Genomic DNA, 14,494 nt, shown 5'->3' on the forward strand with positions numbered 1-14,494 from the left:
AGAACGGGTGCACTCGGCCGACAGCGTTGGTATTCAGAACCCCGATTCGTCGAGACGCATCACGGCGAGGTCGGTGCTGGAGACGACCGCGCGTTCGGCGGTCAGGTGGGGCAGGACCGTGGTGGCGAAGAACGAGGCGACGGCGACCTTGCCCTGGTAGAATTCGGCCTCGTCGAGGCCGTCCTCGGTGCCCAGCGCCGCGAGCGCGATATCGGCGGCGACGATCAGCCGCCATGCCACGAGCAGATCGCCGACGGCCAGCAGAAAACGGACGGCATTCAGACCGATCCGGTAGAGCTCGGTCGGCTCCGCGCGCCCGGCGAACAGGTGTTTGGTCAGGTCGCCCGCGACTTCTTGAATGTCCTCGAGCGCGTGGGCGAGCAGAATCTTCTCGGTCTTGAGGCGCCCGCCATCGGCATCGGACCCGGCGGTGGATCGGACCTGGTCGAGCAGGTGCGCCAGCGCCACCCCGCGATCGCGCGCGATCTTGCGGAAGAAGAAGTCCTGCGCCTGGATCGCGGTGGTGCCCTCGTAGAGCGAGTCGATCTTGGCGTCGCGGATGTACTGCTCGATCGGGTAGTCCTGCAGGAACCCGGATCCGCCGAAGGTTTGCAGGGACTCGGTCAGGTACTGGTAGGCACGTTCGGAGCCGACGCCTTTGACGACCGGCAGGAGCAGATCGTTGACGCGTTCGGCGAGGTTCTCGTCGGCGCCGGAGATCTGGCGGGCGAGGACCTGGTCCTGATGGCCCGCTGTGTAGAGGTAGATGGAGCGCAGGCCTTCGGTGTAGGCCTTCTGCATCATCAGCGACCGGCGGATATCGGCGTGATTGATGATGGTGACTTTCGGGGCGTTCCTGTCCAAGGATCGGGCGAGATCCGAGCCTTGGACCCGGGTTTTCGCGTAGTCGAGTGCGTTGAGATAGCCGGTGGAGAGGGTGGCGATAGCCTTGGTGCCGACCATCATTCGGGCTTCCTCGATCACCTTGAACATCTGAGCGATGCCGTCGTGGATGTCGCCGACGAGGTAGCCCACCGCGGGTACCTCGTGCCCGCCGAAGGTCAGCTCGCAGGTGGCCGAGGCCTTCAAGCCCATCTTGTGTTCGACGTTGGTGACGAAAACGCCGTTGCGCTCGCCGGGCTCGCCGCTGTCGTCGTCGAAGTGGAACTTCGGGACGATGAACAGGCTCAGCTCCTTGGTTCCCGGCCCGGCTCCTTCCGGGCGCGCCAGGACCAGATGGACGATGTTTTCGAACAGGTCGTCGGAGTCGGCGGAAGTGATGAATCGCTTCACGCCCCGGATGTGCCACGATCCGTCTTCCTGCTCGCTTGCCGTGGTGCGGCCCGCGCCGACGTCGGAGCCCGCATCCGGTTCGGTCAGCACCATCGTCGCGCCCCAGTTGCGTTCGACGATGTGCCTCGCCCAGCGCTGCTGCTGTTGCGTCCCGATCCCAGTGAGGATCTGCGCCATCGTCGGCCCCGCGAGATACATGTAGGCCGCGGGCTGGGCGCCCAGGATCAGCTCGCTGATCGCCCACGCGAGCATGGAAGGTGCGGGCACGCCCCCGATCGCCTCGCTCTTGGCCACCCGCCACCAGCCTGCCTCGTGCCAGGCGCGCACTGCCTTCTTGAACGGTTCCGGTAGTCGAACCGAGTTGGTGGCAGGCGTGAAAACCGGTGGATTGCGGTCGGTTTCGGCAAACGGATCGGCGAGTGGTCCCTCCGCCAGTCTGGCGGCCTCGGACAGCATCATCTGGACGGTGTCGCTGTCCAGGTCGCCGAAGGCGCCCGCGTCGAGGACGGTCGCGAGCCCGTACACCTCGAACAGATTGAATTCCAGGTCACGAACGTTGCTCTTGTAGTGGCCCACCGGGTCATCCCTCTCGACGGGACCCGCCTCGTTCGAGCGGGTGCTGAAACGCGGCGCGCGGCGCGCTGCCGGAGCCATGATCGCGCAGCAATCCGATCCACGCAACCTATGTAACTCCGCGATAAGGTTGCTGGACATTCTGTATCACCAACTGGTCTGGGAGTTCACACTTTCAGTGCCGGTAAGTCACTATCAGACCGGCTGCGGTATCGGCGAGGAGGGCACATCGGCCATGGCGATTCGCTCACCGATAGCGCACAGCAGGTCAGCGAGGTCGGCACGCCGCGTGAGCCGGGGATTGCGCACCGAGTCGGTGACCACGGTCGTGATCGTGTGGATCAACACCCGGGCGGTCGGCATCGCCAGTTCAGGGCGAATCGACTGCAGCAGTCGTGCCCAGCCGATATTGCCTTCACGGTGGATGCGGCGGTACCTGGCCGCGGCGTCGTCGGGGAGGTGCCCGATCTCGCTGACCGCCGTACCGACGAGATCGGTGCGATCCATGGCGAATTCCACGTAGTACCGCAGCAGGAGCCGCAGCGATGCCCGAGGCGTCGTACCCTCGGCGAGCGCACGCTGGGCGTAGATCTCGACCCATTCGTTGTTGCGGTCGATGATCTCGTTGAGCAGTTGGGTCTTGCCGGCGAAATGGTGATAGAGCGCGGCCCCGCTGACCCCGACCGCGGCACCGATGTCCTCGATGCTCACCGCGCCGAAACCACGTTCCTCGAACAGCTGTGCCGCGGCGATGATCATTCGCTCCGGCCGGGAGTCGGGCTCGGATCGCGTGTCCGGTCCGGTGTCGCCGGACTCGATGATCCGTGTCCGCGCGTCGCCGGCGGGAAGATCGACGTCGACCGCGGCACCGAGGACCGCGTCGAGTGTCGCGACGAATCGATCCGTCGGCAGCTGGATGCGATGGTTGGACGGGCTGGTCACCACGGACAGAACGATCCAGCTCAGCGCTTCCAGATCGCTCGGGGCCAGGCCTGGCCGACGCTGACCGACGGTCTCTCTGATGCGCTGGGTCAGGCGAACCGCGCGCGACAGGATGCCGCTGCGGTCGACCGGCCTCAGGCTCCGGAACTCGAGTTGCCACAGCCGGGCGACACCGCGGATCTCCAGCGTGACCCGGACCAGCTCGTGCAGTGCCGCACCGGCATCGCCCGGATTCTCGCGAGCGGTATCGACCCGGGAGATGATCAGGTCGAGACTTTCACGCAGGCAGGAACCGAGGAGCTCCTGCTTCGTGCGGAAGTGTCGATAGACCGCGGCGTGGGTGACGCCGGTGGCCGAGGCGATGTCGGTCATCGAGGTGCGGTGGAAGCCGCGCTCGGCGAACGCGGTCGCGGCCGTGCGCAGAATGATCTCCCTGCGGTTGCGTGGTCTGCGGCGAACCGATGTCTGCTCGGCACTGGGCGGGTCCACCTGCGATTGCTTCGGGCCCGGCGCGCCCAGAATTCCGAAGAGGATGCGCTGCAGGCTGTCGGCGAGCTGCTCCGGGGTGGCATCGATCCAGCCGATCGCCCAGTCGTGCATCAATCCGTTGACCGCGCCCGCGAACGTGGTGGCGCTGAGCCGGAAGTCGTCCGGGGCGATCTCACCGTCGGAGGCGAAACTGTCGAACGTGTCGCACAGCTGGTCCAGCCAGCGCGAACGGACCTGCAGGCGTTGCAGATCCATCCGCTCGCTGACTCCCACTATTTCGACGAACGCGACCCGGGCCCAGCGGCGATCGGCGGCGAAGTACGAGAGGTAGGCAACGAGTATCGCCGCCGCCCGCTCGCGCAGCGGTCGACCCACTGTCTGTCGGGACGCGTCGAGGACGCGCTGTTCAACGGTGTCGTTCACGTGTAGGAACAGTTCACTCAGCAGGTCTTCGAGGGTGTTGTACTCCTGGTAGAACTGCCGGGTCGACAACCCCGCGGTTCGGCAGAGTTCGGCCAGTCGGACGTCGCGATAGCCGGGTCCGGTGGCGAAGGCTTCGACGGCTGTGTGCCGAAGGCGGTGCCGCCGCTCGGTCCGCCGCTCGTCGGCCGTCAGGCCCGCGTAGCTTCGGGCTGCCGGCGTGATTCTCGCCACCACTTCTCCATTCGGTCGCCATGCTGTCGGTCCCTGTGCCATGTGTGCCGTGCGGTGCTGCGCCCCTGCTCACGCATATTATGGATACTCGCGTATTCACAATACTGCCTCTGGCTCGCCCTGTCCTCGCCAGCGGTGCGCGAGATGCGAGCCCTTGTGCTTGCTCGGAACAGAGGACAGTCTTAACGCAATTGGTTATGGCGTTAACGATCGATCGCACAGAGAGGCAGGGCTGGTCATGGTTGCATCCGCGGCGGACATCGCGACGACGCGACGGGCGGGCCCACTCGCTTTCGTCATCACGGTCTTCGCCTTCATGGTCGTCATGATGGGCACCACGCTGCCCACCCCGCTGTACGCGCTCTATGCCGAGCACATGGGGTTCGACGTGCTCACCACCACCACCATCTTCGCGGCCTACGCACTGGGGGTCGTCGCGGCGCTGATCTTGTTCGGCCGCTGGTCCGATCAATTCGGCCGCCGCCCACTACTTCTCGCGGGCATCGCTTTCTCTGCTGTCGGTGCGGTGGTGTTCCTGACCGCGGGACCGGTCTGGCAGCTGATGGGTGCGCGACTGCTATCGGGTATTTCGGCGGGCATCTACGCGGGCGCTGCCACCGCTGCCGTCATCGACACGGCTCCGGTTTCGTGGCGTCACCGCGCCGCCGCGGTGGCCACTGCGGCGAACATCGGTGGGCTCGGGCTCGGAGTCCTGGCCGGTGGTCTGATCGCGGAGTACGGTTCGACGCCGCTGCGCAGCCCCTTCGTCATCGACTTGATCCTGCTGACAGCGGCGGCGGTGGGCGTGTGGTTCATCGCCGAACCGGTCGAGGTGACCAGCCGGGCCCGACCGAGAATGCAGAAGCCGGTGGTGCCCGCCGAAGCGCGCGCCACCTTCGCCCGTGCGGCGCTGGCGGCCGGGGCGGGCTTCGCGGTCATGGGATCGTTCAGCGCCATCGCCCCGTCGTTCCTGGTCCATGTCATCGGCATCGACAACCACGCGATCACCGCGCTCGTGATCGCCACCCTGTTCCTGTGTTCGGCCTCGGCGCAGATCATCGGTCGTGGGATGTCGACGCCGGTCGCGATCGTTATCGGCTGCGCGCTGCTCGCGGTGGGTGGGCTGGTTCTCATCGCCGCGCTGGCCGCCCAGGCGTTCGCGCTCATGGTGATGGGTGCGGCGTTCTGCGGCATCGGTCAGGGCTTGTCGTTCAGTAAGGGCGTCGTCGCCCTGCTCGACGCGGTCTCGGAGACTCGACGCGCGGAAGTGGTCTCGGCCTATTTTGTCGTCGCTTATCTCGCTACGTCGATTCCGGTAATCGGACAAGGGCTCGCCGCGAATCATTGGGGATTGCGCACTGCGGGTACGACCCTGGACGGAGCCATTGTTGTAGTGGCGGTTCTGGCCTTGGTTACTACCGTCATCGCCGCCCGGCGCGCGCCCGAGAAATAATCTCGCGGCGATCGAGAGATTCTGCTCGACGCAAAATCTAAAACAGGCGTTCGGTGTGCGTAGATATCGGACGCGATGCCCGTTTTCAGAAGCCCCGGAAACGGGCTCGAGTTGTTTGTCTTCGCCTGAACGGCACTCCAAAAAGCCATGTGAGCTGGTAATTGTTCATGTGAAGAATCTGCATAAGTACATTATTCAATGTGCCGAATCTGAGCCTTGTGACTGTCGGCACCTTTGTTTTGGATTGTGATGAAGTAATTTCCCAAGAATCAGCCTGACACTATTGTTTACATACCTGACGTACCGAATGAAGCTGGTTGGGGTTATTGTTCCGTTATCCATCTGTTCGGTTTTCTCCGATCTTCTTGGTGGAGGGGATTCAGCGCAATAGGGATGACGGTGCGAGCGGTCGGCCGTCGACCGAGAGGAAGTTATTCATGCAAGCAACAGAAACGCGCTCGAGTCCGGATGCTGTGAGATCCGGCTGGCGCGAGGTGGTGAAGTTCGACCTCCCGTCGTCGATCGTCGTCTTCCTGGTCGCGGTGCCGCTGTGCCTGGGCATCGCGCTGGCCTCGGGTGCCCCGGTCTACAGCGGGCTGATCTCCTCGGTGATCGCCGGCGTCCTCGGCGGGCTTCTCGGCGGATCACCGCTGATGGTCAGTGGTCCGGCCGCGGGAATGGTCGTCGTCGTGGCGGGGTTGATCACCGATCTCGGCTGGGCGGCGATGTGCGCCATCACTGTCATCGCGGGTGGCTTGCAGATCCTGCTGGGGCTCAGTCGTGTCGCCCGTGTCGCGCTGGCGATCTCACCGGCGGTGGTGCACGCCATGCTGGCCGGTATCGGCGTCACCATCGTCCTCGGTCAGGTGCACGTGATCCTCGGGTCGAAGGCGAAGAGCTCGCCGATCGAGAACCTGGCCTCGATGCCCGGCGACCTCGTCGCCGCCCCGCTGTGGGAAGTTGTCGTCGGGTTGTTCACGTTCGCCATCCTGCTGCTGTGGCCGAAGCTGCCCGCGACGGTGCGCCGGGTCCCGGGACCGCTGGTCGCGATCGTGCTCGTCACGCTGGTCTCGGCCCTGGCCGATCTGCCGGTCGGGCGGGTCGATATTCCCGGAAACCCGCTTGCCGCACTGTCGTTCGCGCCGCGTCTGCCCGGATCCGAGCTCGGTGCGTTCCTGATCGGGGTGCTGTCGGTGGCGCTCATCGCCAGCGTGGAGAACCTGCTCTCCGCTGTCGCTGTCGACAAGCTGCACCGGGGCCCGCGGGCCGATCTGAACCGGGAACTCATCGGGCAGGGCATCTCCAATATCGCCTGCGGCGCGGTCGGCGGACTGCCCGTCACCGGCGTAATCGTGCGTAGCTCGACCAATGTGATGGCCGGCGCGCGCACCCGCTGGTCCGCTGTGCTGCACGGGGTCTGGGTGCTCGTCTTCACCGTGGCGCTGGGTGGTCTGATCCAGAACATTCCCATGGCAGCGCTGGCGGGTCTGCTGGTCTACGTTGGCATCAAGCTCGTCGACATCGGGCACGTCCGCACCGCGCACAGGCACGGCGACCTGCCCGTCTACCTGGCGACGATCGGCGGGGTGGTGTTGCTCGATCTGATGATGGGCGTGTTCCTCGGCCTGGCTGTCGCCGCGGTGATGATGCTGTACCGCACCATGTGGTCGGGTATCCACGCCGAGGAACGAGAAGACGGGTGGCACCTCGTGATCGAGGGCTCGCTCAGCTTCCTGTCCACGCCGAAGCTGTCGGCAGTGCTGAACTCGATTCCGCCGGCAGCTGTCGTGCACGTGGATCTGGTCGCGGACTATCTCGACCATTGCGTCTTCGAGACGATCAACGACTGGCAGGAGAGCTACGAGGCAGGCGGTGGACTGGTGATAGTCCAGGAGATCGGCCACCCTTGGCTGAGCGCCGGACGGGACGGCACGCCGACCGTGCACCGCAAGACCGCCGCGGCATCGCCCGCACCGTGGATGGCGGGTTGGCCGGACTGGCAGTCGCCCGAGCTCGCCGAACTCCGGTCGGACCTGGGTGCGCCGACAACGGTCAACCCGTCACTGCAACGTGGTGTCGATACCTACCGCACGCACACCGCGGCCTCGGTGCGCCCGCTGATGAACCGGCTCTCCACCGGGCAGGCACCCAAGACGCTGCTCATCACCTGCGCCGACTCGCGCATCGTGCCGAACATGATCACCGCCAGTGGGCCGGGCGACCTGTTCGTGGTGCGCAATATCGGCAACCTCGTCCCGGTCAGCGACACGGTGACAGGTCCCGGCTCGGTGGCCGACAGCTCGGTGGCCGCGGCCGTCGAATTCGCGGTCGAAGTCCTCGGCGTGGAGGACATCGTCGTGTGCGGGCACTCCTCGTGCGGCGCGATGACCGCGGCGCTCACCGGGGCTCCGGGGCACCTGCCCGGGCTGAACCACTGGATCGAGCAGACGCAACCCAGTGTGGCGCGCATGATCGCGGGCCTTCCCGCTCCCGCGTTGGGTCCCGGACCGGTCGAGCAGGTCGGCAGCACGGTCGATGAGCTGGCCAAACACAATGTGGCCCAACAACTCGAGCACTTGCGGACCTACCCCACCGTTGTCGCTGCCGAGCGTGCGGGGCGGCTGCGTCTGGCCGGGATGTACTTCGACATCGCTACGGCTGGCGTGTATCTCATCGACCAGCACGCAGTGCAGCCCGGCTGAGGGCGGCCGACCCGGTCACCTGATTCGATGCCCGGCCCGCCGATATCGGTGGGCCGGGCATCGGTCTGTGCGGTCCTCGGTGTCAGGCGGTCGCCGCGACCGGGGCCGCGGCGATCATCCAGTTGCTGAACTCGTCGGCCAGGTGCCACTGGTGCTGGTGTATGAGCCGGTCGGGCAGATTGCCCGGGAACTGCACCGTCAGTAGGGCTTCGAGAGTGCCGTCGCGGTCGCGGAACTGGTGGCGGACGCCGCCGATGACCAGGCCGTCGTCGAGCAGGGCCTGGCCCGCCACCTGGATGGGGTAGTCGGGATCGACGGGGATGGTCAGCGCTTCGGTTCTGGTGTAGTCGACGAGGAACCGCGAAGCCGTGGGCGAGCCGCCGGTTGTTTCGACGACTTCCTGACGGCCGTCGGGCAGGCCGCGCAACAGGTAGTGGTCCGGGGTGGCGGCCACCATGTCGACCTCGGCGTCGGTGATGGTCAGGTCGTTGAACCAGTCGGCGAATCGCTGCGCGGAGTAGTGGGGGACTTCGAGGCGGGTGACCGAGTACTTGGCTCGGCCCCGGCTGGTGGCGACCCCGATTCGTGCCATCCGGTCCGAGATCGCCAGATCGCGCTTGAGCATGGCGTAGATCCCCGCGTGACCCAGCTCGGTTTTCATGGCGGTGAGGGCCTCGCGCTGGACGTCGAGGGGCGCGTCCAGCGCCCTGCCGATCGTGAAATCGGGCAGGAGTTCGGCTACTCCGCGGTGCCCCAGGCGCGCGGCGAACCTCTTGAGCACCGCTTCGGCGCGCCGCGCTTCCCAGGCGCGCACCTGCTGGCGTGTGACGTTCTCCGCGCCGAGGAATGTTCGGATTTCGATGGGATCGTCCATGTCGACTACCTCTCATTAAAGCTATTGAAACTTGCATTAAGACTGCCGTCCTGCGCCTGGAAACGCAAGTTCGTGTGGCGTTAATTATGCGCAGACCGTTGACAACGTGACGGCGGTAACGGAAGCTGTGTTATCGCAAGTTGAACTGGCTTTAAATCGAAGGGAATTGGTCAATGCTGACCAGAAGAAGCTTCATCGTCCGTGCCGCCGGGGTGACGGCCGCCACCGCGGCGGTCGCCTATGCCGGTGCGGGAACCACTTTCGCCGACCCTGGTCCGTCGGCAGCCGGACTGCGGACATACATCGACGGCCGCTTGGTCGAGCAGGGCAGGGTCGTCGAGTGGGAACGGCGGCGGCTCTCGGTCGCCGCTGCGCGGCTGCGCAAGGACTACGTCGGCCTGCTGACCGGTGAACTCGACTCACTGCTCGCCCGCTTCGCGATCGACGTCGACGACATCCCCGCCGCCCGAGCGGTGCTGGCACAGGCTCGCGTGCTGATCGGCTCCAGCGGACTGCGTGAGCTGCTCGCCGGTGAGCTCGTCGCCTCCGAGGCCGCCACCCGTGCCACGCTAGCGGCCTCGGGTGGACGCTGGGCCGTGTCGACTGTCGAGATCGCCAGTGATCGTGGCACCGCGCAGGGCTTCATCGACACGTTCGACCGGGCGCGGGTGAGCAACGATCAGGCGTTCTGGACCGACGCCTGCCCGGACCACTACATCATCGCCACCATGCCCGACGGGCGGCAGGAGGTCGTCGAGGTGACCGGAGGGGCCATGCTCGCCAGCCGGTTCCTCGTCGAGTACACCGACCCGGCGAAGGTGGTGGTCGCCGCGGATCCGGCCTACCCGTTCGCGGTCGCCGGCGCGGCCAGGCTCGCCGACGGTGAACTCATCGGTGGGGTCTGCCATCAGTTCCGTGACGAACCCGGCGGTGGGTTCCGCAGTCAGCTGAAAGTCGCGTTTCCCGCGGCGGTGCCCGGTTTGTACATCAGCGAGCACCAGTGGCATCTCGCGACCGAATTCGGCAACTGGATCGAGGCATACCTGCGCTGATCCGGATGGGGCCGGACGCACCGGGCCCATCGATCGGCATTGGGCATACGGCACGGCCGTCGAGTAGAACTGGACCATGGATCAGAGTGGACTCGATGCCGACGAACAGTCGGTGACACCCCCGGCTCCGCGTAAGCGGACCGGGGGACGCTCGGCGCGGGTGCGCGACGCTGTTCTGACCGCGACCCTGGAGCAGGTGACCGAGCACGGCATCGAGGGTTTGACCATCGGTGACGTCGCGGCTCGCGCCGGTGTCGCCGAGACGACGATCTATCGCCGCTGGGGCACCCGGACGGCGTTGATCGCCGAGGCGGTCACCGAGCTCGCCGCCGTCGGGAATCCCGCGCCGGACACCGGCAACTTGCGATCGGATCTGGCGGTGCTGGCCGGACAGGTTTCCGACCTGATCTCGCGTCCGGGGATGGCGCGGCTGGTGGGCACCACCGTGGCTCTGTCGTCCGATCCGGAGGTCGACGCCGCGCGCCGCAAATTCTGGAACGATCGCTTCGAGCGCAGCTCCCAGGTGATCACGAACGCGGTGGCGCGCGGTGAACTCCCGGCATCGGTGAATCCGCGCGCTGTTCTCGAAACCCTTTCCGCACCACTGTATTTCAGGCTCTTGGTCGGAGAACAGGCGATCGACGACGTGTTCATCGCACGCTGCATCGACGACACCCTCGCTCTCCATGGCGAACGGACCTGAGGACAGTCACGCCTCGCGAACGGATCAAGTCGGTGTGAAGCCCGCACCCCCCTTCCGTGTGGGCTTCACACCGAATCTCATCGGGCAGGGGCGGTGGCGAGCGCGACCGTGAGATCTGCTCCGGTGGCGGCTCGAACGTCGGATTCGCTGACTCCCGGCGCCATTTCGACAAGTGTCAGCCCGTCGGGGCCGATGTCGAGCACGGCCATCTCGGTGATGATCCGGTGCACGCAACCCAACCCGGTCAGTGGCAGGGTGCACTGCTCGACGATCTTGGGTTCGCCACTGCGGGAACGGTGTTCCATCATCACGATCACCCGTTTCGCGCCGTGGACCAGGTCCATCGCGCCACCCATGCCTTTGACCATCTTGCCCGGAATCATCCAGTTCGCCAGGTCACCGTGGGCGCTGACCTGCATCGCGCCCAGCACGGCGACGTCGACGCAGCCGCCGCGGATCATCCCGAAGGACTGCGACGAGTCGAAGTAGGAGGCACCGGGCAGGACGGTGATCGTCTCCTTGCCCGCGTTGATCAGCTCGGGATCGACTTCGTCCTCGGTCGGGTAGGGCCCGACGCCCAGGACGCCGTTCTCCGAATGCAGTACGACCGTGACATCCTCGGGCAGGTAGTTCGGCACCAACGTCGGCATCCCGATACCGAGGTTGACGTACTGGCCGTCACTGAGCTCGGCGGCCACCCGGGCCGCCAACTCCTGGCGTGTCCACGTCATGCGCGCACCGTCCTGTTCTCGATTCCGACCTCGACTGCGCCCACGTGCACCACACGCTGCACATGGATGCCGGGGGTGTGTACTTCGTCCGGATCCAGTTCGCCCGGCTCCACCAACTGCTCGACCTGGGCGATGGTGATCCGGCCCGCCGTGGCGGCAGGCGGATTGAAGTTGCGCGCGCTGCGCCGGTAGACGAGGTTGCCGTGACGGTCGCCCTTCCAGGCGTGGACCAGCGCGAAATCGGTGACGATCGCGTGTTCGAGCACATAGTGCACCCCGCCGAACACCCGCGTCTCCTTCGGGGGACTGGCCAGTGCGATCCCGCCGTCGCCGTCGCCGTCGTAGCGCAGCGGCAGGCCGCCGTCGGCGACCTGTGTACCGACACCCGCAGGGGTATAGAACGCCGGAATGCCCGCACCGCCCGCCCGCATCCGCTCGGCCAGGGTGCCCTGCGGCGTCAGTTCCACTTCGAGCTCGCCGGCGAGGAACTGACGTGCGAACTCCGCGTTCGACCCGACGTAGGAGCTGGTCGTGCGGCGGATCCGGCGCGCTTCGAGCAGCACGCCCAATCCGACGCCAGCGGTGCCGCAGTTGTTGCTGACGACCTCGAGATCGGTGGCGCCGTGAGCGAGTACGGCGTCGATGAGTACCTGCGGCACGCCGACCAGGCCGAATCCGCCGACCGCGAACGACGCGCCGTCCTGAATATCGGCGACGGCCTCGGCGGCCGTCGCAATGACTTTGTCCATCACACCAGCGATGCTAGCCGAGATGTTCGCAATGCGCACTCATGTTCGTATAGCGAACACTTGCGTAGGCTGGAGTTGTGGACGTAGCGTGTTCGCAATACGGACTTGTGTTCGCATCATGAACGCGCGTTCTTCGTGCATGCCGAGCCTCGTGCCGGGTCGTCGCGACGTAGCCTCGGGCCCGGCTCGGTGCACCGACGTTCGCCGCGGGGTGGACGCCATCGGGCCCAGTGGGAGAAGGAGTTACGGCAGCCATGACAGAACCGTCGCCGGATTACGTGCAGTCCCTCGCGCGCGGCCTCGCCGTCATTCGGGCCTTCGATGCGGAGCATCCACGGCGCACCCTCAGCGAGGTCGCCCAGGCCACCGATCTGACCCGGGCCACCGCCCGGCGTTTCCTGCTCACCCTGGTCGAGCTCGGCTATGTGCGCTCGGACGGAAACCAGTTCTGGCTCACGCCGCGCGTGCTCGAGCTCGGGTACAGCTTCTTGTCCAGCCTGAGCCTGCCCGATCTGGCGGGCCCGCACCTCGAGGCGCTGGCCGAGAAGGTTCGTGAGTCGACCTCGGTGTCGATCCTGGACGGCACCGACATCGTCTACGTGGCCCGTGTCCCCGTCAGCCGAATCATGACCGTGTCGATCAACATCGGGACCCGTTTCCCCGCCTACGCCACCTCGATGGGCCGGGTCCTGCTCGCCGACCTCGACACCGACGCGCTGGAGAACTACCTGGCGAAGGTCGACTTGACGCCCCTCACCGACATGACGGTCACCACGAAACGACAACTGCGCGCCGAGCTGGCCCAAGTCCGCGCAGATGGCTACTGCGTCGTCGACCAGGAACTCGAGCACGGTCTGCGGTCGATGGCGGCGCCCGTGCGCGACCAGCACGGTGTGGTCGTCGCCGCGGTGAACATCTCCACCCAGGCCGCCCGATACACGCTCGGCGAGGTGCGCGACTCCCTGGTTCCCGCCCTGCTCGAGACCGGTGCCGCGATCGAGCGCGACCTCACCCGGATCCGATCCACCACCTGACACCTACGAGGAAGAGCTATGCCCGAAGCTGTTATCTGCGAACCACTGCGAACCCCGGTCGGACGATTCGGCGGGGTGTTCAAAGACATCGCCCCGCAAGACCTCGCCGCGGCCGTGATCACCGAACTGATCGCCCGCACCGGACTCGACGCCGCGACCGTCGACGACGTCATCCTCGGGCAGTCCTCGCCCAACGGCGAGGCGCCCGCGATCGGCCGCATCGCCGCGCTGGACGCGGGCCTGGGGATCGGCGTACCCGGCATCCAGGTGGACCGGCGCTGCGGGTCGGGTCTGCAGGCAGTGCTGCAAGCCTGCATGCAGGTGCAATCGGGCGGCAGCGATCTCGTCCTGGCGGGCGGCGTGGAATCCATGAGCCGCACCGAGTTCTACGCCACCGACATCCGCTGGGGCATCCGTGGCGACGGGCCGGTGTTGCACGACCGCCTCGCGCGTGCGCGAATCACCGCTGGCGGCAGGAACTTTCCGGTCGCCGGCGGCATGATCGAAACTGCGGAGAACCTGCGCGCGCAGTTCGCCATCAGCCGCGCGGACCAGGACGCGCTCGCCGTGCAGTCGCACCAGCGCGCCGTCGCCGCGCAGCGTGATGGTCGCTTCGAGGCGGAGCTGGTGAGTGTCGCTGTGCCGCAACGTAAGCGGGAGCCACTGCTGGTGCGCACCGATGAGCATCCACGAGCCGATACCGACCTCGATACGCTGGGCAAGCTGCGCCCGATCCGTCTCGGTATCGATCCCGAGTCCACGGTGACCGCCGGAAATTCCAGCGGCCAGAACGACGGCGCGGCCGTCTGTATCGTGACGACACCGCAGCGTGCGCAGGCACTCGGGCTGCGCCCCATCGCTCGACTGGCGTCGTGGGCGGTCGCGGGCGTACCGCCGTCCACCATGGGTATCGGACCGGTACCCGCGACCGAAAAAGCGCTCGCACGAATAGATCTCACACTCGACGACCTGGACGTGATCGAACTCAACGAGGCCTTCGCCGCACAGACACTGGCCGTCCTGCGGACCTGGAAGATCGAACCCGACGACCCGCGCGTCAACCCCAACGGCTCGGGAATCTCCCTCGGTCACCCGGTCGGCGCTACCGGCGCCAGAATCCTGGCCACCCTGCTGCGCGAACTGGCCCGCCGCGAAGGCCGCTACGGCCTCGAAACGATGTGCATCGGCGGCGGGCAGGGGCTGGCGGCCGTATTCGAACGCCTCTGATCCACTCGGGACCCGGTC

The 14,494-nt window shown here is 66.4% G+C and carries 11 protein-coding genes; 6 read left to right on the forward strand and 5 right to left on the reverse strand.

Annotation, left to right across the window (positions count from 1 at the left end):
• Positions 1-33 precede the first annotated feature (33 nt).
• Together ACFVVI_RS22360 and ACFVVI_RS22365 are read right to left on the reverse strand one after the other, a co-directional pair.
• Complete coding sequence (locus tag ACFVVI_RS22360) at positions 34-1,869, reverse strand: acyl-CoA dehydrogenase (protein WP_387446619.1); 1,836 nt, start codon at positions 1,867-1,869, stop codon at positions 34-36.
• Positions 1,870-2,061: 192 nt separating this feature from the next.
• Positions 2,062-3,951 carry a TetR/AcrR family transcriptional regulator gene (locus tag ACFVVI_RS22365; RefSeq protein WP_387446620.1) on the reverse strand — a complete coding sequence of 630 codons (1,890 nt, stop codon included), beginning with the start codon at positions 3,949-3,951 and terminating at the stop codon, positions 2,062-2,064.
• A 238-nt stretch (positions 3,952-4,189) separates the two neighbouring features.
• On the opposite strand from ACFVVI_RS22365, the gene ACFVVI_RS22370 reads away from it, so the two are divergent.
• Positions 4,190-5,404, forward strand: coding sequence for an MFS transporter (locus tag ACFVVI_RS22370; RefSeq protein ID WP_387446621.1), 1,215 nt, complete (start codon positions 4,190-4,192; stop codon positions 5,402-5,404).
• A 437-nt stretch (positions 5,405-5,841) separates the two neighbouring features.
• Complete coding sequence (locus ACFVVI_RS22375) at positions 5,842-8,106, forward strand: SulP family inorganic anion transporter (protein WP_387446622.1); 2,265 nt, start codon at positions 5,842-5,844, stop codon at positions 8,104-8,106.
• Positions 8,107-8,188: 82 nt separating this feature from the next.
• Here ACFVVI_RS22375 and ACFVVI_RS22380 read toward each other — a convergent pair whose 3' ends face one another.
• Positions 8,189-8,980 (reverse strand): hypothetical protein, encoded by a 792-nt coding sequence (locus ACFVVI_RS22380; RefSeq protein ID WP_387446623.1) that lies wholly within the window; start codon positions 8,978-8,980, stop codon positions 8,189-8,191.
• A 173-nt stretch (positions 8,981-9,153) separates the two neighbouring features.
• On the opposite strand from ACFVVI_RS22380, the gene ACFVVI_RS22385 reads away from it, so the two are divergent.
• Positions 9,154-10,032 (forward strand): hypothetical protein, encoded by an 879-nt coding sequence (locus ACFVVI_RS22385; protein WP_378992806.1) that lies wholly within the window; start codon positions 9,154-9,156, stop codon positions 10,030-10,032.
• Positions 10,033-10,108: 76 nt separating this feature from the next.
• A complete protein-coding gene (locus tag ACFVVI_RS22390) occupies positions 10,109-10,735 on the forward strand; it encodes a TetR/AcrR family transcriptional regulator (RefSeq protein ID WP_378992807.1) in 627 nt (208 codons plus the stop codon).
• A 77-nt stretch (positions 10,736-10,812) separates the two neighbouring features.
• On the opposite strand, the gene ACFVVI_RS22395 is transcribed toward ACFVVI_RS22390, so the two are convergent.
• Together ACFVVI_RS22395 and ACFVVI_RS22400 are read right to left on the reverse strand one after the other, a co-directional pair.
• Positions 10,813-11,466: a CoA transferase subunit B gene (locus tag ACFVVI_RS22395; RefSeq protein ID WP_378992809.1), complete on the reverse strand. Its 654-nt coding sequence runs from the start codon at positions 11,464-11,466 to the stop codon at positions 10,813-10,815.
• Complete coding sequence (locus ACFVVI_RS22400) at positions 11,463-12,215, reverse strand: CoA transferase subunit A (RefSeq protein WP_387446624.1); 753 nt, start codon at positions 12,213-12,215, stop codon at positions 11,463-11,465. The genes ACFVVI_RS22395 and ACFVVI_RS22400 overlap by 4 nt, the downstream gene beginning before the upstream one ends.
• A 254-nt stretch (positions 12,216-12,469) precedes the next feature.
• On the opposite strand from ACFVVI_RS22400, the gene ACFVVI_RS22405 reads away from it, so the two are divergent.
• Positions 12,470-13,249, forward strand: coding sequence for an IclR family transcriptional regulator (locus ACFVVI_RS22405; RefSeq protein WP_378992813.1), 780 nt, complete (start codon positions 12,470-12,472; stop codon positions 13,247-13,249).
• Positions 13,250-13,267: 18 nt separating this feature from the next.
• Complete coding sequence (locus ACFVVI_RS22410; protein ID WP_387446625.1) at positions 13,268-14,476, forward strand: acetyl-CoA C-acetyltransferase; 1,209 nt, start codon at positions 13,268-13,270, stop codon at positions 14,474-14,476.
• Positions 14,477-14,494 lie beyond the last annotated feature (18 nt).

Source organism: Nocardia sp. NPDC058114, from assembly GCF_042884695.1.
Lineage (GTDB): Bacteria > Actinomycetota > Actinomycetes > Mycobacteriales > Mycobacteriaceae > Nocardia.